General features: G+C 71.2%; 17 protein-coding genes. 10 read left to right on the top strand and 7 right to left on the bottom strand.

Going from position 1 to position 18,454, the window contains the following annotated elements:
* Positions 1-169: 169 nt before the first annotated feature.
* On the bottom strand, positions 170-1,387 hold the full coding sequence (gene lhgO, locus OU416_RS00625; protein WP_270924778.1) for an L-2-hydroxyglutarate oxidase: 1,218 nt from the start codon (positions 1,385-1,387) through the stop codon (positions 170-172).
* A gap of 50 nt (positions 1,388-1,437) precedes the next feature.
* Between lhgO and OU416_RS00620 the strand changes: the two genes are divergently transcribed.
* Both OU416_RS00620 and OU416_RS00615 read left to right on the top strand, forming a co-directional pair.
* Positions 1,438-2,151: a GntR family transcriptional regulator gene (locus OU416_RS00620; protein WP_270924777.1), complete on the top strand. Its 714-nt coding sequence runs from the start codon at positions 1,438-1,440 to the stop codon at positions 2,149-2,151.
* Between the two features lie 123 nt (positions 2,152-2,274).
* Positions 2,275-2,640 (top strand): RNA-binding S4 domain-containing protein, encoded by a 366-nt coding sequence (locus OU416_RS00615; protein WP_270924776.1) that lies wholly within the window; start codon positions 2,275-2,277, stop codon positions 2,638-2,640.
* On the opposite strand, the gene OU416_RS00610 is transcribed toward OU416_RS00615, so the two are convergent.
* Positions 2,637-3,056 carry a VOC family protein gene (locus OU416_RS00610; protein WP_270924775.1) on the bottom strand — a complete coding sequence of 140 codons (420 nt, stop codon included), beginning with the start codon at positions 3,054-3,056 and terminating at the stop codon, positions 2,637-2,639. The two genes, OU416_RS00615 and OU416_RS00610, sit on opposite strands and share 4 nt — an antisense overlap.
* Before the next feature lie 108 nt (positions 3,057-3,164).
* Between OU416_RS00610 and OU416_RS00605 the strand changes: the two genes are divergently transcribed.
* On the top strand, positions 3,165-4,139 hold the full coding sequence (locus OU416_RS00605; RefSeq protein ID WP_270924774.1) for a helix-turn-helix transcriptional regulator: 975 nt from the start codon (positions 3,165-3,167) through the stop codon (positions 4,137-4,139).
* A gap of 73 nt (positions 4,140-4,212) precedes the next feature.
* Here OU416_RS00605 and OU416_RS00600 read toward each other — a convergent pair whose 3' ends face one another.
* From OU416_RS00600 to OU416_RS00590, 3 genes are all read right to left on the bottom strand, one after another.
* The gene (locus OU416_RS00600) at positions 4,213-4,872 is read right to left on the bottom strand and encodes a maleylpyruvate isomerase family mycothiol-dependent enzyme (RefSeq protein WP_270924773.1); all 660 of its coding nucleotides are present in this window, start codon (positions 4,870-4,872) and stop codon (positions 4,213-4,215) included.
* Positions 4,873-5,123: 251 nt separating this feature from the next.
* Positions 5,124-6,323 carry a cytochrome P450 family protein gene (locus OU416_RS00595; protein ID WP_270924772.1) on the bottom strand — a complete coding sequence of 400 codons (1,200 nt, stop codon included), beginning with the start codon at positions 6,321-6,323 and terminating at the stop codon, positions 5,124-5,126.
* Positions 6,323-8,023 (bottom strand): prenyltransferase/squalene oxidase repeat-containing protein, encoded by a 1,701-nt coding sequence (locus OU416_RS00590; protein WP_270924771.1) that lies wholly within the window; start codon positions 8,021-8,023, stop codon positions 6,323-6,325. Before OU416_RS00590 ends, OU416_RS00595 begins: the two co-directional genes overlap by 1 nt.
* Positions 8,024-8,992: 969 nt before the next feature.
* Here OU416_RS00590 and OU416_RS00585 point away from each other — a divergent pair.
* The 4 genes from OU416_RS00585 to OU416_RS00570 are packed head-to-tail and all read left to right on the top strand — an operon-like array spanning position 8,993 to position 13,281.
* A complete protein-coding gene (locus tag OU416_RS00585; RefSeq protein WP_270924770.1) occupies positions 8,993-9,997 on the top strand; it encodes an aminotransferase class I/II-fold pyridoxal phosphate-dependent enzyme in 1,005 nt (334 codons plus the stop codon).
* Position 9,998: 1 nt separating this feature from the next.
* Positions 9,999-11,006 (top strand): polyprenyl synthetase family protein, encoded by a 1,008-nt coding sequence (locus OU416_RS00580; RefSeq protein ID WP_270924769.1) that lies wholly within the window; start codon positions 9,999-10,001, stop codon positions 11,004-11,006.
* 2 nt (positions 11,007-11,008) lie between these two features.
* Positions 11,009-11,992 carry a UbiA family prenyltransferase gene (locus tag OU416_RS00575; protein WP_270924768.1) on the top strand — a complete coding sequence of 328 codons (984 nt, stop codon included), beginning with the start codon at positions 11,009-11,011 and terminating at the stop codon, positions 11,990-11,992.
* Positions 11,989-13,281 carry an FAD-dependent oxidoreductase gene (locus OU416_RS00570; protein WP_270924767.1) on the top strand — a complete coding sequence of 431 codons (1,293 nt, stop codon included), beginning with the start codon at positions 11,989-11,991 and terminating at the stop codon, positions 13,279-13,281. The genes OU416_RS00575 and OU416_RS00570 overlap by 4 nt, the downstream gene beginning before the upstream one ends.
* Before the next feature lie 20 nt (positions 13,282-13,301).
* Here OU416_RS00570 and OU416_RS00565 read toward each other — a convergent pair whose 3' ends face one another.
* Positions 13,302-14,333, bottom strand: a complete 1,032-nt coding sequence (locus OU416_RS00565; RefSeq protein WP_270924766.1) for a methyltransferase — start codon at positions 14,331-14,333, stop codon at positions 13,302-13,304.
* 172 nt (positions 14,334-14,505) lie between these two features.
* On the opposite strand from OU416_RS00565, the gene OU416_RS00560 reads away from it, so the two are divergent.
* Together OU416_RS00560 and OU416_RS00555 are read left to right on the top strand one after the other, a co-directional pair.
* Positions 14,506-15,354, top strand: a complete 849-nt coding sequence (locus tag OU416_RS00560; protein ID WP_270924765.1) for a TauD/TfdA dioxygenase family protein — start codon at positions 14,506-14,508, stop codon at positions 15,352-15,354.
* Between the two features lie 107 nt (positions 15,355-15,461).
* On the top strand, positions 15,462-16,004 hold the full coding sequence (locus OU416_RS00555; protein WP_270924764.1) for a GNAT family N-acetyltransferase: 543 nt from the start codon (positions 15,462-15,464) through the stop codon (positions 16,002-16,004).
* A gap of 66 nt (positions 16,005-16,070) precedes the next feature.
* On the opposite strand, the gene OU416_RS00550 is transcribed toward OU416_RS00555, so the two are convergent.
* On the bottom strand, positions 16,071-17,360 hold the full coding sequence (locus tag OU416_RS00550; RefSeq protein WP_270924763.1) for an MFS transporter: 1,290 nt from the start codon (positions 17,358-17,360) through the stop codon (positions 16,071-16,073).
* A 137-nt stretch (positions 17,361-17,497) separates the two neighbouring features.
* On the opposite strand from OU416_RS00550, the gene OU416_RS00545 reads away from it, so the two are divergent.
* A complete protein-coding gene (locus OU416_RS00545) occupies positions 17,498-18,430 on the top strand; it encodes a LysR family transcriptional regulator (RefSeq protein WP_270924762.1) in 933 nt (310 codons plus the stop codon).
* Positions 18,431-18,454: the final 24 nt, after the last annotated feature.

Below are 18,454 nucleotides of genomic sequence, written 5' to 3'. Positions count from 1 at the left end.
CAGGTCAGAACCTCACCGAGCGCGCGCCCGGCCTCCGGCGAAGCCGGAAGCACCGGCCGGGCAGAGAGCTCTGCGGGTGGATGTTCCTGCGCGCCTCGGGTCGATTCCTTGATCGACCGGGAGAACCGCCCAGATGTCCCGCCGTGGCACACGGCCACATGAAAGGGGCCTAACGAGCATCCAGCCCGTGGCGTTCGAGCACGTTGTCGACGATGTGCTCGGCGATCGCCAGCGACGAGGTGGCACCGGGCGACGGAGCGTTGCGCAGGTGCGTCACCGGGCCGACGTGCTGGATCACGAAGTCGTCGACGAGGCTGCCGTCCGCCGCGAGGGCCTGGGCGCGGATCCCGCGCGGCAGGCGCGTGAAGCGGGCGTCCTCGATCGCCGGGACGTAGCGAGCCGCGTCCCTGATGAACTTCTTCGTCGACAGCACACCGAGGAGTTCCCGCCGCGCACCGGCGAGGTTTCCGGCGGCGAAGCGCCAGAACCCGGGATCCGCGGCGGTTTCCAGCGCGTCGCGGACGTCGATGCCCAGCCCCCGGTAGATCTCGCGCGAGAAGGACAGGAAGGCGTTGGGCCCGACCGTCATCGCGCCGTCGACGCGCTTCGTCAGGTGCACGCCCAGGAACGGGTACTTCGGATCCGGCACCGGGTAGACGAGTCCGCGCGTGATGTCGCGGAAACGGGGCTCCAGCACCAGGTACTGGCCGAAGAAGGGCACGATCGACGGGGACCTCGCCGCGCCGGAACGGCGGGCGAGCCGATCGGATTGCAGGCCCGCGCAAGCGATCACGTTGTCGAACCGCTCGTCACCCCGGCTGGATCGAACGCGCACGCCCGCGGGCGCCGTCCCGATGCTCGACACCTCGACGCCCAGGCGCACGTCCACCCCGGCGTTGCGGGCGTCGTCGACGAGTGCTCGCGTGACCGCGGCGTAGTCGATGATCGCGGTGTCCGGCGAGTGGACGGCCGCGATGCCGCGCGCTTCCGGCTCGATCTCCCGGAGTTCGCCGCCGCTGATCAGCCGGACGCCGGGAACACCGTTGCGCTTCGCCCGGTCGTGGATGGCTTCGAGGCGCCCGCGCTCCGCCTCGTCGAGGGCGACGACCACCTTCCCGCAGCGCTCGTACGGGATGTCGCGCTCGGCCACGTAGGACTGCAGCAGCTGCACACCGCGACGGCAGAGGCGCGCTTTCAGCCCGCCGGGCTCGTAGTACAGGCCCGCGTGGACGACACCGGAGTTGTGCCCGGTCTGGTGGGCCGCGAGCTCGCGCTCCTTCTCGAAGAGCACGATCTCGGCTCCGGGGAGCCGCTGCGTCAGCTCCCGGACGACCGCGGCACCGATGATGCCGCCGCCGACGACCGCGACTCGTCGCTTCTCGACCATCTGATTCCTCTCGACGTTCACCGGCGGATGCGTCCGGCAGAATGGGCGGGGTGGAAGCTCTCGACGTCAGCAGCATGACCGGTCGGGTCCTCGACCAGCTCCGGGCGGCGATCACCAGCGGCGAGCTGGAGGCCGGCCGGCTGTACAGCGCCGCCGCGCTGGGTGAGCAGCTCGGCGTGTCGAGGACGCCCATCCGCGAGGCCTCGCACGAACTGGCCCGCCTCGGGCTCGTCGAGATCGAGCGCAACCGCGGCATCCGCATCGTGGCGACGTCCGTCGAGGCGCTCCTGCAGGGCTTCGAGGTCAGGCTGATGCTCGAAGTCCCGCTGGCCCGCCGCGCCACGCGCCACGCGCAGGACGACCCGGGCATCCGCCGCCGCCTCACCGAGGTCCACGACCGGTTCCGCGAGGCGGCCACCGCCGAGGACGCGGAGCTCACGCTGCGCACCGACCGCGACTTCCACACCGTCCTGCTGGAGCTGAGCGGCAACGACCGCGCCGCAGGGGTCCTGCGCGAGCAGCGCGACATGGTCCTGGAAAGCGGCGTCGGCACCGTTCCGACGTCCCGGACACCCCTCGAGTGCTTCGAAGACCACGCCGACATCTACGCCGCGTTCATGGCGGGCGACGAGGCGGCCACCGGTGCGGCGATGAGCCGCCACATCATCAACACGGCGAGCCTGCTCATCGACCAGGAGTCCCGCCGCCGGTCGGAGTTCCACGACCACGGCGTCGCCGACCGCCTGCGCGGGCTCCTCGGCTGACGCGCACCGAGCGGTGTCGAGGTGCTCCGTGGTCACCGGGCCAACCTAAATCGAGTAGCATGCAACATGCAACAAGGCCGGTCACTCGGGAAATGAACTTGAACGGCGTGTCATCATGCTGCTGTGGAATCCACTCGTGTCGACCGCTGGCTGTGGGCCGTCCGCCTGACCAAGACCCGGCCGGACGCCGCGGCCGCCTGCCGCGGCGGGCACGTGCGCGTCAACGACCGCCCGGCCAAGCCCGCGACCACCGTCTGCCCCGGCGACGAGATCCGGGCCCGCGTCGGTGACCGGACCCGGATCGTCGAGGTCGTCCGGGTGATCCAGCGCCGCGTCGGAGCGGCCGATGCCATCACCTGCTACATCGACCGCACCCCGGCGCCGCCGCCGCAGGTCGCCAACCCGGTGGCCCGCCGCGAGCGCGGAGCCGGGCGCCCGACCAAGCGCGACCGCCGGATGATCGACAAGTTCCGCGCCAGCGGCAGCTAGCGCTGGGCGCTGATGTTGAACATCCAGGTGATCCCGAACTTGTCGACGACCGAGCCCGCCTCATCGCCCCAGACCTGCCTCTCCAGCGGCAGCGTGACGACGCCGCCCTCGGCCAGCTTGTGGAAGAAGTCGCGCAGTTCGCCGTCGTCACCGCCCAGGAAGAGCGCGACGTCGTTCCCCGGCCGGTAGGGCGGGTGGCCTGGCCTGTCGTCAGGAAAGTCCCAGGCCATCAGCGTGTAGCCGCCAGGAGTGTCGAGGCGGGAGTGCATGACCTTGTCGGCGTTGGGCGCCTCCGGCGAGCCGAAGTCCGCGATGGTTCCCACCTCCAGCTCGCCCCCGAAGACTTGCCGGTAGAACTCCATCGCCTGCCGCGCATTGCCGTTGAACGTGATGCACGGATTGAGCTGAGATCCCACTTGAACCCTCTCGTTTCATGACCGCCGCGGGCTGTTCGGTGGTCGTCGCACCATGCTCCCGGCGAATCACGCCACCTCGTGTCGTGATTCGTTGATAGGACTGTGCGGGTGCGCGCCGACCGACTGGTCTCCCTGGTGTTGTTGCTGCGTCAGCGCGGACGGCTGTCCGCCAGTGCGATCGCCCGCGAGTTGGAGGTGTCCACCCGAACTGTTCTGCGCGACATCGACGCGCTGTCGCTGGCCGGGGTCCCGGTCCACGCCGAGCGCGGTCGGCACGGGGGTTTCGCGCTGCTTCCCGGATTCCGGACCGAACTCACCGGCTTGACCGACGATGAAGCACTCGCGCTGCTGGTAGCCGGATCGCGGCGAGGAGCGCAGGCGTTCGGGCTCGGATCCGCGCTCGCCTCGGCCATGCTCAAGGTGATCGATGCATTGCCCCAGAGCCAGCAGAACGCCGGGGCCGGCCTGACCGAGCGCCTGCTCATCGACCCCGAGGCCGACTTGCTCTCGCGCCGCGTTGTCACCGAGGAGGTGTCCGACGAGACGATGGTCCAGGTTCGGCGCGCGGTGCTGGCCGGGCGCAAGCTGCGCATCCGCTACGCCGCGGCCGGTCGGTCGCCGAAGCTGCGCACCGTAGACCCGATCGGCCTGGTCACGGTCCGCGAAACGGGCTACCTGCTCGCCACCCACGCCGGTGCCGACCGCACCTACCGGCTCTCCCGGATCCTGGCGGCCGAAGAGCTCGCAGAACGAGCGCAGCGACCCGAACGGGTCGATCTGGACCAGGTCTGGCAGGAACGCAGCTTCCACTTCCGCAACGGGGACGACCAGATCACCGTGCTGGTTCGGCTGGACCCGGCGCGCCGCGAGGATCTGGCGGCCACCGCGCTCGCCATCCGTTCCGAGGACGAAGATCCTGACGGCTGGCTGCGGATGGAGGTGACCTTTCAAGACCCCAGACACGCCGAGTGGGCGCTCTGGCAGCTCGCGACCCGCGCGGAGGCCCTTGCCCCGCAATGGCTGCGGACGTCCCTGCACAACCGCGCCGCCGAAACCGCCGTGCTCTATGCATCCGGTTCGTGAGGCACAGGTCTACGAGCCCGACTCGCCACGAAGCCGTCATCCTCGGTACGACGAACGTCCTGGCCAGCGGCAACTAGCGGTCCCGGATCATCTCCTCGACCGGGTTCTCCGGTGGTGTGAACGGCCCCCAGGTGAAGGCGGGCAGCCACGGCGCGGGATCCGCGCTCCACGCCAGCTGGGCGATCTGCTCGTGCGTCCGCCGCCCGCACAACGACCGGAGCAGGTCGACCGGCTCGGCGCGCACCGATGCGACGGGATCGTCGCCGCCCAGCACCCACGACTCCTCGCCGGTCGCGAAAGTCACCGCTGGAAGGCCCTTTTCCCGGATCGACCGGTCCATCTGCGCCATGCCGAACCTGAACGCGCAGGCGTAGGCCGGGTGTCGCGCGGGCAGCGGTGCCGCCAGTGCGCAGCGCAGGTCCAGTTCGTGGACGACGGCGTCGGCCACCAGCTGCGTCCCGGTTCCGTCGCCTCGCTCCGCGAGGGCCCGTTCGAGCTCCGGCCCGACCTCGCCCCAGTCGCGGAGCGGGTCGGCTCCGCCGAGGTCCGCCGGAGGTCGTCCGGTCAGCTTGCCCAGCACCAGGTGCGCGATCTCGGTGAGGTGCCGGAGCAGGTCGGGCACCGCCCACCCCGGACATGCCGGAACGGGCACGCCAGCCGCTCCCCCGGCATCGCGCACCAGCTCGGTGATGTTGAGCCGGACCTGCCTGTAATCCGCGTGTTCACCCGTCACGCACCGGATTATGGCGACGGGCAGCCCGCGCGACCACGCCTTCGCCCAACTCCCGCACGGAGGAAGTCCTCGGATTCACCGTGCGCACGCTCCAGCACCTTCGTCTCCGGGACGAGGTGTCGCACCGGCAGCACCAACACCGAGGTGAAGGGCACCTTTCACCAACATACTCGGCGAAAGGTGCCCTTCACCCCGTTCTTCCGCTGTTCGGTGCGGTGAGCGCTTTGGGGCGTTATAGCGTTGCTTGACGTTCACGAGGTGCGAGGGCCGAGGATCACCGGCAGCGTGCGCGGGGCGTGCACGTGGACGCTGCGGCGGAAGGTCAGCTCCGCCGGGTCGGCGACCACGCGCAGTTCCGGGAAGCGGTTGAACAGCGCCGTCAGGCCCACTTCGCCTTCCAGCCGGACCAGGGCGGCGCCCAGGCAGCGGTGGATGCCGTAGCCGAAGGCGAGGTGGCCGGTGGTGTTGCGGTCCGGGTCCAGCACGTCCGGTTCGGCGAACCGCTCCGGATCGCGGTTGGCCGCACCCGTCGACAGCATCACCGATGCGCCCCGGGGAATCGCGACCCCGCCGATCTCCAGGTCTTCGGTCGCGAAGCGCAGCGAAGCGTTGAGCGCGGGCGAGAGCCAGCGCAGCAGCTCTTCGACCAGCGACGGCACCGAGTCCGGGTCGGCCAGGCGCTCGCGGGCGGAATCGTCGTTCACCAGGGCGCGGACGCTGTTGGTGAGGAACACCGCCGTGGTCTCGTGGCCCGCCATGAGCAGCAGCATGGCCATCGCCACGATCTCCAGGTCGGAGAGCCGGTCGCCCTCGTCGGAGGCGGTGATCAGCGCGGACAGCAACGCCTCGTCGGGTGCCGCGCGCTTGGCCGCGACCAGCCCTTCCAGGTAGGTCGCCATCTGCGTGGAGGCGGCCAGCAGCTCCGGTTCCGGGCATTCGTCGATCAGCACGGTGGACAGCCGCGCGAACTCCTCGCGGTCGATCTCCGGGACGCCGAGCAGCTCGCTGATCACCACCATCGGCAGGATGATCGCGTAACGCGCCACGAGGTCGACCGGTTCGTCCTCGGGCAGCTCCGCCAGCAGTTCCTCGGCGACGGCCTCGACGCGCGGGCGCAGCGCGGCGATCCGGCGCGCGGTGAACGCCTGGGTGACCAGACTGCGCAGCCGGGTGTGCTCCGGAGGGTCGAGCGAGGTCAGCATGTGCGACATCGGGGCGGGCAGGCCGGGCGGCGCGGCGGCGCGCTCCTCGGCGGGCAGGCTGGAGCGCCAGTCCTTCGCCAGCCGCTGGTCGGCGAGCCACGCCCGCACGTCGGCGTAGCGGGTGACCAGCCAGGTGCGGCCGCCCTCGAAGTCGACCTCGCGGACCGGGCAGGTCTCGCGGGTGCCTGCCAGCGCCGCGTGCGGGTCCCGCCAGTAGTGCTCGGTGAAGGAGTCCTCTTGCGTCGTCATCAGTGCTCCGTTCCAACGTCGGATCCGCGGGCCGCCCGCCGGTAGCGGCCGAGTGCGCGCAGGGCCATGCCCTGGGTGAACGCGGGGTTGCTGTACCGGCTGACGAAGCGCACGTACTCGTGGACGCTCTCCGCGGGCCACCCGCCGCCGGGTGCGCGATGCTCCAGCAACCAGGCCACGCCGGGACGCACGTCGGCCGGATCGGCACCCGCGGCGAGCAGGCCCGAGATCGCCCAGCCGGTCTCCTCGACCGTGGCCGGCGCATCGTGCCCGTCGCCCCAGGAACCGTCCGGCCGCCGGGCCCGGGTCAACCACGTCTTGGCCCGGCGCGCGGTCTCGCCGTCCGCCGAGCCCGCTCTCGCGAACGTCTCCAGCACCGCGGCGGTGGCCATCGTGTGGTGCCGGTACCACACGGATTCGAAGGCACCGTCCGGCAATTGGACCCCGGCCAGCCACTTCAGCGCGCGGCGCACCCGGCGGTCGTCCGCCGGGACTCCCGCGTCGAGCAGCGCGTCGACCGCCTGCACGGTGGTCATCGGGCACGGTCCGCTGTTGGCGACCTTCGTGTTGCGCACGCACAGGCCCCAGGAACCGCGGGTGTCCTGCACGCGGGTCAGCCAGTCCACGCCCCGCTCGATCGCCGGTGCCTGCTTCGCGCCGGGCAGGCGGCACAGCACGGAGAGGATCTCGCCCGTCTCCAAGGTCGACGGCCAGCCCTCGGTCCCGGCCCAGCCCCAATAGCCCGGTGGGCAGCCGAATGCCAGGAACGGCCGGTGCTGCTGGAGGCGCACGAACAGGTCGACCGAGGCGGCCAGCCTCGGGTCCTCGGCGTATCCGGCTTCGGAGAGCCCGCGGGCGGCGTACATGGTCCACGCCGCGTCGAGCGGGCCGGTCTGCCACCAGCCGTCGGGGTGCATCGTGCGGCGGAACCAGCCGACGGCGGCTTCGACCATGTCCGGGGCCAGTTCCGCGCGGGCCAGTCCGGTGCAGACCAGGCCGGTGACCCAGGCGTTCTCGCACCAGGCGCCGGTGGAGCCCTCGTGCTCGTAGACCTGCCGGATCGCTTTCAGCGCATTCGGTTCGCCCAAGCGGGCCAGCACCTGCTGGAAGCGCGTGAGCGGTTTGTGCCGGGCCTGGGCGAGGCCGAGCGCGAAGGCCATCGGGATGCGCAGGTCGAACAGCCTGCGGTACAGGCCCGGCCACAGCGCCACTTCCAGCGGGAACCGGCGCATCTCCTCGGCGGCCAGCCAGCCGACGAAGCCGTAGTACTGCCGGCACCACGAGACGACCTCGGGGTGCGGGATCGCGTCCAGGCCGCCGAAGTCGCTCATCCAGCGCTGCCCGTCGCGCACCGCGTCCGCACTGCCACCGGGGTCGACCAGGTGGAGCACGGCCGAGCTGACCGCCGTCGGGCCGGCCTCGCTGGCCAGGCCGGGGACCATCGCCCAGCCGCCGTCGGCGTTCTGGGTGCGCCGGAGCCACCCGGCCCCCGCCGCGATCAGGTCGGCGCTGCCGTCCGGGTCGGCGTAGTGCAGCGCCGACAGCGCGCCGACCGTGCCCAGCGTCGAGGTCAGGTTGTCCTCGCTGTAGTCGAAGACGCCGTCGGCGCGCTGGGCGGTGAACAGCGCCTCCGCGCCTTCGCAGATCGCCTCGTCGAGCGCATCCGTGAACGGATCGGGGTCGACCTGCACCGTCGTCATGCGGATTCCTCCAGCCCGGTGGTGGTGTTCGGCGTTCGTCAGTGGGCACGGCGGCCGCGGGAACGGCTCGGGGGCGGCCGCGGCACCAGCGCTGCGATGACCTGCCCGCCCGGCGTCGCGGTCGCCGGCGGCAGGCGAGATGCGTTGCGTCTCAACCGATTCGCGGTTCACCCTACGCGGCCGTTCCCGACTCGGCCAGGTCCCGGATCCGAGACGTCCGGGATGTGCGGCATCGGCGCTGGTGCGCCCGGAATCCGGTATTCGCTTACCAGCAAGGCATTTTCGGGCATGTCGAGAACTCGCCAATTCACTGCCGCGCACGAGTCCGACGTGTATCGCGCACGTTTTCCCAGCGCCGGGAGCGCAGCGCGAGCCTTCTCCCTCGACGTGCTCAAATGAGCGCCGAGGCGGTGAACCTCGCAGCCCAGAACGGATTCCGGAATCATCGACCGACCGCGACTCGCGACCGCATCGTCGCAGGCCAGAGACGTCGTCAAGTTGATGGACTTTCGGCCCCTTCGGGCAGCTCCGGCGTTCGCGACGGCCTTCCCCCGGGCGGACTCGTTGACACGCCGCCACCTGACCGGTGTAATCAAGATCGCTATCACAAGTCCTCGACGAGAAGACGAATCCGCCTGGCCCGCCCCGCAAAGCAGCGCGTCGCCACCCGTTCGGACAACCGCTCAGAAGAGCAGGAGCGCACCGGCGGGAGGAGCTTTCCGACACCGGGACCAACCCGGGCGGGAGGAGTGAACTTGGAGATCGCAAGCCACGGGTTCCCCACCACCGACGCACTCCCACCGGGCCCGGGTCCGCGCAACGGCGCGCGCCGCGGCCCTGCCCAGCGAGTTCCGGCCGGGAACCGCTGAGCCACCTCCCCGGCGAACCCGGCGCTCCTCCCCCGTGCCCGGCCCGGATCGGCTTCTCCCCGCGCAACACCAGCACGCGCACGTCATGAACGGAGATCCTGTGACTACCGTCCGGCACCAGTTGTCCCTGAACGAGAACTTCGCGGCCCCGCTGCCCGGAGTCCACGAGGCCATTGTGGACGGTGCCGACCGGGTCAACCTGACGCTCGACGCGATGTCCAGCGGGCTGACGCAGGCCATCGCCGGGCACCACGGCGTCGACGCCGCGCGGGTGTTCGTCGGCCCCGGCTCGGGAGCGCTCCTGCAGCAGTTCCTCAACGCGCTGGCGGCCGGTGGCGAGGTCGTGCACGCGTGGCCGTCGTTCGAGATGTATCCGCTGATGGTGAGCTCGGCGGGCGCCGAGGCGGTGCCGGTGCCGCTGCGCGAGGACGCCCACGACCTCGCGGCGATGGCCGGCGCCGTCACCGAGCGGACCAAGGTCGTGCTGCTGTGCAACCCGAACAACCCGACCGGCACCGTGTTCGGCGACGCCGAGCTGCGGGCGTTGCTGGACCGCCTGCCCGAGCACGTGCTGGTGCTGATCGACGAGGCGTACGTGGACTTCGCCGACCGCGCCGAGACCGCCGACGGCCTCCGGCTCGCCGCCGAGGACCCGCGCGTGTGCGTGGTGCGCACCTTCTCCAAGTCCCACGGGCTGCTCGGGCTCCGGGTCGGCTACCTCGTCGCGAGCGTTGAGGTGGTCACCGCTCTCCGGCCCGGCTCGTACTTCTTCCGGGTCAGCACGGTGGCGCAGGACGCCGCGCTCGCCGCGCTGCGGGCCGAGGAGGTCATGCGCAAGCAGTGCGCGGAAGTCGCCGCCGAACGCGACCGGGTCGGCGAGCAGCTGCGCGCTCTCGGCCTCGCGGTCCCCCGCAGCCACGGCAACTTCCACTGGCTGCCGCTCGGTGCCGACAACGACGCGTTCGTGCGCTTCTGCGCGGCCGGTGGCGTCGAGGTGCGAACGCTCGCCAGCGGCGCCGGGGTCCGGGTCACGGTCGGCACGCCGGAGGCCAACGAAGCGCTGCTCGACCTGACCCGGCGCTTCCTGAACGGCGAGCGGGTCTGACATGACCAACGCCGAAACCCGCGCCGCACCAGCCGAGTTCAACTCCGCCGAGCTCACCGACCTGCTCAACCGCGAGATGCGCAAGAGGTGGTCGGCGGCCGCCGAGCGGACCGAGCGGATGGCGGGCCACGCGCTGCTGGCGCCCGGCAAGATGCTGCGGCCGATGCTGCTGCTCGCCTCGGCCGAGGCCACCGGCGGTGACAGCACCCGGCTGATCCCCGCCGCCCTGGCCGTGGAGTACCTGCACGTGGCGACGCTGGTGCACGACGACATCATCGACGACGACGAGCTGCGCCGGGGCCGGCCCACCGTGCACGCCCACTTCGGCATGCCCGATGCGCTGGTCACCGGTGACTTCCTGATCCTGAACATGGTCAGCGCACTGCTGGAGTGCACGGCGGTGCCGCCCGCCGACGTGCTCGAAGCGGCCCGGGTGCTGGCCGCCGCGGGAGCCGACGTCTGCCGGGGGCAGGTGCAGGAGGCCGGGCTGGTCGGCGAGCTGAACTGCCCGGTCGAGGACTACCGGGAGATGGTCGCGCTCAAGACCGGCGCGCTGTTCCGGGGCGCCTGCCGGGCCGGGGCGGTCCTCGGTGGTGCCGCCGCCGAGGACGTCGAGGCCACCACGCGCTACGCCGAGCACCTGGGCCTGGGCTTCCAGATCTACGACGACCTGCTGCCGTACCTGGCGGACTCCCCCACGACCGGCAAACCCAGCACCAGCGACGTGGCCAACCTGCGCCCGACGTTCCCGGTGCTCGTCGGCCACCAGGCCGCCGGGGACGCCGACCGCGCCCGGTTCGCCGAGGCGCTGTCGGGCCGGATGCCAGCGGCGGACGCGCACCGGCTCATGCGGGAGCTGCTGACCAGCACCGGAGCGCTGGAGCTCAGCCGCAAGCTCGCCGCCGACGAGATCGCCCAGGCCCGCGAGAGCATCGCGGACCTGCCGGGAACGGCCGCGGTCGAGCTGATGCTGGCCATCGCCGAGCTGGCCATCGACCGGAACCGGTAGCCATGCGCGACCGATGGGCGGCAGCGCGCCGGATCCTGTGGGCGCACGTGCAGACCTGGCGGCCGTACACGCTGTGCTACCCGGTGCTGGTGGGCGTCGCGGGCGCCGGTGCCGGTGGTGCGGCCGGGTTCGCCGCGTTCGTCGTCGCCGGGTGCGGAGTCGCGCTCGGCTGGCTGGCCGGGCACTACCTCGGTGACTACTTCGACCGCGAGCTGGACCGGATCGCCAAGCCGCAGCGCCCGATCCCGTCCGGGAGGCTGGCTCCGAAGACCGCGCTCGCCTGCGGCATCGGGCTCGCGGTCGCGGCGGCGGCGCTGCTGGCGTGGGTGAACTGGCGGACGCTGGTGCTGGTCGTGCTGGCGCTGGCCGGCATCGTGGCCTACAGCAGGTACTGCAAGGCGCGCGGTTTCTCCGGGAACCTGGTGCGCGGCCTGATCACCGCGCTGGGCTTCCTGATCGGCGCGATGGTCGCGGCACCGCTGCCCGGCTGGCCCGCGGTCGCGTTCTCCGCGGTGTTCCTGCTGCACGACGCGGCGTCGAACCTCGTGGGCACGCTGCGCGACGTGGACGGCGACCGGGCCGCGGGCTACCGGTCGGTGCCCGTGCGCAGCGGAGTCCGCTTCGCGGCCTGGTTGGCGGTGGTCCTCTACGTCGCAGCGATCCTCATCGCCGCGATCGGTCTTCTGCTGCCGCACCGGCCCGGCTTCCCGGTTCTGCTGGGTGCGGCGGCCTGCGTCGGGCTGGTCGCGGTCCTGCCGCTGCCGCTGCTGGCCCCGACTCTCGGGCAGGCCCGCGCGTTGCGGGCGCACGAATTCCTGGTCGCCGAACGACTCGTCCTCGCCAGCGCCGTCCTGGCCCGCACCGCGCCCGCCGCCGCGGTCGTGCCGCTGCTCGCGCTGGTGCTCGTCTTCAGCCTGTGGACTCAGGCCGTGATGCGGTCGCGGCACGAGATCGCCACCGATGACATGGAGGTCCAGCCGACGTGAGCGCCCCTGTTCCCGAAGAGATCACCCGGGACGACGCCGATGTCGTGGTCTGCGGTGCGGGTGTGGGCGGTCTGGCGGCCGCGCACGCGCTGGGTTCGCTGGGGCTGCGGGTCCTGATCGCCGAGAAGCAGCCCAAGGTGCCCCGGGTGCCGAAGGGCGAGGTGTTGCAGCCCGGGGCGTTGAAGATCCTCGACGAGTGGGGCGTCACCAAGCTCCTGGAGCGGCAGGGCGCGGTGCGGCTCTCCGCGCTCATCGCCGGTGAGGGCGGCGGTGGGGGCCGGATGTCGCTGGACTACGCGCAGTTGCCGGATGAGACCAACTGGCTGCTCTCCGCCGATCACGAGTCGATCCTGGGTGCGCTCGTCGACGGCCTGCCGGAGAACGTCACGCTGCGCCGGGGAGTGAGCGTCCGCGAAGCGCTCCGCGACGAATCCGGGCGCATCACCGGGCTGGCCGTGCGGGAGGCCGGTTCCGACCGGGAACTCCGCGCCCCGCTGGTGATCGCCGCCGACGGCGTCTCCTCGAAGCTCCGGAAGGCGGCCGGTATCGGGGCGAACCGGAAGGACTACCCGCACCGGTTGGTCGCCCTGGACGTCCCCGACGTGCCCGGCGCGGAGGCGGCGGTGGCCGCCTACGTCACCGACCGCGGGCTGCGGATGCGCTATCCGCTGCCCGGCGACCGGGTCCGGCTCTACGTCCAGGCGGAACCGGACGAGCTGCGCGGGATGGATCACGACGGGTTGCAGCGCTGGGCCGGTGCGCTGATCGCGGAGCTGCCCGAGCTGGCGGCGTTCGAGGAGCAGCTGCGGAGCAGCCTGGCCGGGCGGCAGCTGCTGCCGGTCGGCCGGTTCGTCGCCGACGGCCTGTTCGCCCCCGGCATGGCGCTGATCGGCGAGGCGGCGCACTCCGTGCACCCGATGGCGGCCCAGGGCATGAACAGCGCCATCTACGACGCCGACGCCCTGCGCGGCTGCCTCGCCGGACGCTGCCTGGATGCGTCCGATGTGGACACCGCGTTGCGCGAGTACCAGCAGCGGCGGATGCCCGAGCTGATCCAGATCGGCAAGATCAGCCACAACGCCGCGCGCATGCTGACCGACCTGTCCTGGGTGGGCCGCACCCTCGGCAGGCGCGCGTTGCGCAACACCGGGGCCAACCAGCGGCTCAGCTTCACCGTGATGCACAACCTGGCCGGGCTCGGCCTGCACCCGCTCACGCCGTTCGACCGGCTCTGCCAGCTCGGGTTGCTACCGGATCCCCGCGCACGGCGCCGGCCCAGGTGGGCATGAGGGCCGACGCCGTGCCGGGGTCACTTCCGCGGCCTGGACTCCACGACCACGAGACCGCCCGGCCAGCTGCGGGACCCGGTCAGGTTCAGCCCGGCCTTGTCCACCAGCGCCTCGAAGTCCGCGACGCTGCGCTCCTGGCCGCCCAGCAGGACCAGGGACTGCAGGTCGAAGGAGGTGTTGTACTTGGCGTGGGAGTCACCGGCGAGGACCTCCACGATGAGCACCCGGCTGTCCTCCCCGGCGGCTTCGGCGCAGCGCCGCAGGATCCGCACCGCGTCCTCGTCGCTCCAGTCGGTGAGCACGCGGGAGACCACGTAGACGTCGCGGCCCGGCGGCAGCGGGTCGAAGAAGCTGCCGGGCACGAACGAGATCCGCTCCGCCACGCCCGCCTCGCGCAGGGCCTGGTCGGCCTCGGGCTCGACCGCGGGCAGGTCCAGCACCTCGCCGTCGAGGTGCGGGTTCGCCCGGACGATCTCGGCCAGCAGCGCGCCCTGCCCGCCGCCGACGTCGATGACCGTCCGCACCTGCGACCAGTCGAACTCCGCGGCCAGCACCGGCCCGGTCTGCCAGGCGTGGGCGGTCATGACGTCGCCGAAGAAGCGCCGCAGGTCGTCGTTGCGCTGGTAGTCGTCCCAGAACGGGGTGCCGTGCACCGCGCCGTAGGCCGAACCGCCGGTGCGGATGGAGTGCAGCATGCCGCTGAACGCCAGGTCCATCCGGGTGCCCGGGCCCTCCAGGTCGAGCCAGTTCCGGATCCACGCGCCGTCCTCGGACAGCAGCTGGCGGGACAGCGCCGTCAGCCCGTAGGCACCCGGCTCCGGTTCGCTGAACAGTCCGATGTGGACGAGGTGGCGCAGCAGCCGGTCCAGGGATCCCCGGTGCGCACCCGAGGCGGCGGCGAGCTCGTCGAGCCCGGCCTTGCCCTCGGACACCAGTTCCGGCAGCCGCATCGTCACCGCGACGCGAATGGCGAAAGGCGTTGCCAGATCGATGAGTTTCGCCAGCTCGCGACCAGCGTCGGCGAAATCCTCCTGAGATCCTGCGGAATCCATGGACACCTGGTTCCTTTCGAAGTGAACACCCGAGCGCCTCCGTCCTCCTCATCCTTACTGCCCGCCGCTCACGGCGTCAACAACCACGGCGGAAACCGACCGCACTGCCCGGCAACACTCGTCATCCTGCCCGAAAACACCTGCTGTCAAAGAAGAACGAGGTGACCACCCAATGACCGAATTCGACGTCCGCCCGGTTTCCGGCGCGCTGGGCGCCGAGGTGCGCGGCCTGGACCTGGAGGAGCTGACCGAGGAGTCCTTCGGGCGGCTGCACGACCTGCTCATGGACAACCTCGTGCTCTTCTTCCCGGAGGCCGGTGAGCTCTCCCCCGAGGCGCACAAGAGGTTCGGCCGCTTCCTGGGCGAGCTGGAGGTGCACCCCTTCCTGCCCAAGCTCGACGGGCACGAGGAGATCGTGGTGCTCGACTCCGACCAGGGCGCGAAGGCCGACGTCTGGCACACCGACGTCACCTTCAACGCCAGCCCGCCGATCGCCTCCGTCCTGCAGATCGTGCACTGCCCGCCGCGCGGCGGCGACACGATGTGGAGCAACCAGCACCTGGCCTACGAGAACCTCTCCGCACCGCTGCGCGACCTCCTGGACGGGCTCACCGCCGTGCACGCCTTCGTGCACCCCAACGGCACCCAGTTCGAGGCCGAGCACCCGGTGGTGCGGGTGCACCCGGTGACCGGCAGGCGGTCGCTGTACGTCAACCGGATGTTCACCATGAACATCCCGCAGCTGCGCCGGGCGGAGAGCGATGCGCTGCTGGCGCACCTGTTCGCGGTGGCGGAGCGGCCGGAGAACATCTGCCGCTTCCGCTGGACGCAGGGCGCGGTGGCCCTGTGGGACAACCGGGCCACCCAGCACTACGCGGTCAACGACTACACCGAACGCCGGATCGGCCGCCGCGTGACGATCCTGGGCGACGATCCGAAGGGCGACGAACCGCGCTGGCCGCACCTGACCGACGTCGGCACCGCCGCCGATCACCGCGCGCAGCCCAAGTCCCGGTCCTGACCGGACAGGCGGGCCGGCTCGCGGGCCGGCCCGCCTGGGACGTCGCAGTCCGTGGCGATCACGCAAACCGTTTGCCACCGACTGCTCCGATCGGGTAGGAAACTCGCATGCTCAGGGGAAACAAGGTCCTGCTCAGGGCCCGGCGCGCGGACGACATCCCGATCCTGCACGCCGGTCTGCAAGAAGACGTGGTCAACTCCTCGCGGGCCGCGGTCGGCCCGTGGCGGCCGATCGCGGCCCCGAGCGAGCACTCGCCGTTCGTGGTGGACGACAAGAAGGAGGACCTGGTCCACTTCTCCGTGGTGGCCCTGGACAGCGAGGAGCTGGTCGGCACCGCGACGCTGTGGGGCATCGACACCCACAGCCGTTTCGCGCACATCGGCATGGGTCTGCTGCCCACCGCCCGCGGCAAGGGCTACGGCACCGACGTGGTCGCGGTGCTGTGCCACTACGGCTTCGCCCAGCGCGGCCTGAACCGGCTGCAGATCGAGACGTTGTCGGACAACGTCGCGATGCAGCGCGCCGCCGAGCGCAACGGCTTCACCCGCGAGGGCGTGACGCGCTCCTCGGCCTGGGTGCTGGGCGAGTTCATGGACGAGATCCTGTTCGGACTCCTCGTCGACGAGTGGAAACCGGCCTCGAACGACTAGGTCCCGAACCGGCGGCCGTCCCACGCGCAGAAGGTAGTGCGGGCGATGCCGCGTGTGCGGCAGTCCTCAGCGACGTTGTCGATTCGGGCTCCTAGGAGCTCGCGCGCCGACCGGCTCTCGCGAAGTGCCTCCCGCCACCGGGATGTCGAGCCGGAGGACGCGACGCGTCAGGAGGAGCGGCGTGGCGAGCATCAGGATCCCCGCCAGTGCGATAGCTCCGCGCGCGCCGAGCAGATGGGCGACGGCTCCCCAGAGCAAGGTGAAGGCGGCGATGCTCATCGCGCTGCTGATCGACCAGGCGGTGAGAACCCGGGCCTGCAGCGCGGGGTCGGTGCGCTTGAGCCGGTGTGCGGCGAGCACCGGGTTGAACAGCGCGCAACAGACGATCAACCCGGTCTCGGTGACGACGACGGTCGCGAGCCCGATCCAGCCCGGCTGGACGAACGCGAGGCCGAGCGGCCAGCACGCCCGCAGCGTCCCCATCACGCGCAGCGCCCAGCACTCACCGAATCGGGCAACCACTGCCGGGGCAAAACGCGCCCCGAGAAAGCCGCCGATACACGGGATCGCGAACGCGAGCCCGTACTCCCAGGCCGAGAACCCGAGGTGACCGAGCATGAGCGCTGCCAGTGGAGGTTCGGCGGCCATGATCAGGCCGTTGACGAGCAACGAGTTGAAGAGCAGGGCCCGCAGGCTGGGAACGGAGAGGATGTACCGCCAGCCTTCGAACAGGTCAGTCCATCGACGACTCCGCGAGCAGGGTGTCGCGGATTCCTCGGGCGTCGCAATCGCTGCGATGCCGAGCGCCGAGAGGAGGTAGCTGACCGCGTCGACGGCGACGGTGACGACGGGCCCGAACAACCCGATCAGCACTCCGCCGGCCGGTGGCCCGACGACGGTGGTCGACCAGGTGACCGATTCGAAGCGGCTGTTCGCCGCCACGAGCTGGTCGGGCCGCACGATGCTCCGCAGGTACGCGCCACTGGCCGCCCCGAAGGCGATCTTCGCCGCCGCGGTGACGATCGACACCAGGAGCAGGTGCGCGAAGGTCAGCGCCCCGAGCAGGTGTGCCGCTGGAATCGACGCCAGGACCGCGAACCGGATCAACCCCAAGGCCACCATGACCGGCCGTTTCGCGCGCGTCTCCAGCCACGGTCCGAGGGGGACCGCCAGCACGGCTCCGACCACCAACCCGGCGCCCGCCAGCATCGACACCTGCTCCGCGGTCGCCTCCAGCACGGTGATCGCGACGATCGAGAAGGCACCGAACGCCAACCCGGTGCCGAGCGAGCTGACCGCGTGGGCGCCCCACAGAAACCCGAACTCACGCCCCAAGGAGGCGCGTCGCTGTCCCATTTCCGCTGAACTCCGCTCTCTTTCGCGAACAACCCCGCGTTGTTCCGCGACGAGCTTCTCGGCGATGCTCGCTGCGGGCCAACAACCGTGGCGACGGCGCGCCACAACCAGCAGTTGTTCAGCTACGGTTCACGACCGTGGACCTAGTCGCGGTACGCACTTTCGATTCCATCGCGCAGCACGGCCAGTTCCAGGCAGCCGCTGACGAGCTCGACATCACCCAGCAGGCGGCCTCGAAACGGATCGCGACCCTCGAGCGGCAACTCGGAGTCCGGCTGTTCAGCCGCACACCGCGCGGCGTCACCCTGACCGTCGACGGGCAGGCCTTCCTGCCGCATGCGCGGGAACTCCTTCGCGTCGCCGAACGAGCGATCTCCGCGGTCACTCCCGGTCGTCGAGCGCTGCGCGTTGACGTGGTCAGCCGCAGAGTGGCGCCCGGCACCGCCCTGCACGCCTTCCACCAGCAGCACCCGGACATCGAGCTCGACGTCGTGACCCTGGTCAACTCGACCGCTGACGCCGCGCTGGCCGAAGTCGCCACCGGAACCATCGATGCCACCTTCAGATCCTTGCGGGACACCCACCGGGAGGTTCCCGGTGGACTCAGCGCGGAGCGCGTGATCGACGACGGGATCCACGTCCTGGTGGGCCCGCGCCACCCGCTCGCGAACGCCGAGCGCCTGAGCCCTGAAGATCTCGTCGCACACCCGATCTGGATGCCCGGCATGGTCGACGCCGAACCGATCGGCTTCTACCAGGACCTCGCTCAGGCCTTCGGGCTCACCGTCGATGCCGTCGGACCGAGCTTCGGGTACGAAGCGCTGCTCGCCGAGATCGCCGAGTCCGACCGACTCGCGACGTTCATCGGCGAAGGAACGAGATTCCTCTGGCCGGAGAGCTACGACCTGCGCCGGATCCCGATCGTCGGCCCCACGCCTGCCTACCCGCTCTTCGTGATCTGGCGCGAGACCAACGCCCACCCCGCACTCGCCGACCTGCTCGACCACCTCCGAGCCGGTCACCAAGCCCGACGCGACCGCGACGTGTGGCTGCCCGGCTGGGCACGTTGAGGTCGCCGCTTCCCCGGGTCCCGG

Source organism: Saccharopolyspora indica, assembly GCF_027853965.1.
Classification (GTDB): domain Bacteria; phylum Actinomycetota; class Actinomycetes; order Mycobacteriales; family Pseudonocardiaceae; genus Saccharopolyspora; species Saccharopolyspora indica.
The sequence above is the reverse complement of the archived record's forward strand: the minus strand, read 5'-3'. Positions and strand labels throughout refer to the sequence as shown.

Excerpts from the sequence above, each read along its gene's own strand:
- lhgO (WP_270924778.1), bottom strand. The coding sequence starts at position 1,387 with ATGGTCGAGAAGCGACGAGTCGCGGTCGTCGGCGGCGGCATCATCGGT.
- OU416_RS00595 (WP_270924772.1), bottom strand. The coding sequence starts at position 6,323 with ATGACGACGCAAGAGGACTCCTTCACCGAGCACTACTGGCGGGACCCG.
- OU416_RS00590 (WP_270924771.1), bottom strand. The coding sequence starts at position 8,023 with ATGACGACGGTGCAGGTCGACCCCGATCCGTTCACGGATGCGCTCGAC.
- OU416_RS00580 (WP_270924769.1), top strand. The coding sequence starts at position 9,999 with ATGACCAACGCCGAAACCCGCGCCGCACCAGCCGAGTTCAACTCCGCC.
- OU416_RS00575 (WP_270924768.1), top strand. The coding sequence starts at position 11,009 with ATGCGCGACCGATGGGCGGCAGCGCGCCGGATCCTGTGGGCGCACGTG.
- OU416_RS00565 (WP_270924766.1), bottom strand. The coding sequence starts at position 14,333 with ATGGATTCCGCAGGATCTCAGGAGGATTTCGCCGACGCTGGTCGCGAG.
- OU416_RS00560 (WP_270924765.1), top strand. The coding sequence starts at position 14,506 with ATGACCGAATTCGACGTCCGCCCGGTTTCCGGCGCGCTGGGCGCCGAG.
- OU416_RS00555 (WP_270924764.1), top strand. The coding sequence starts at position 15,462 with ATGCTCAGGGGAAACAAGGTCCTGCTCAGGGCCCGGCGCGCGGACGAC.
- OU416_RS00550 (WP_270924763.1), bottom strand. The coding sequence starts at position 17,360 with ATGGGACAGCGACGCGCCTCCTTGGGGCGTGAGTTCGGGTTTCTGTGG.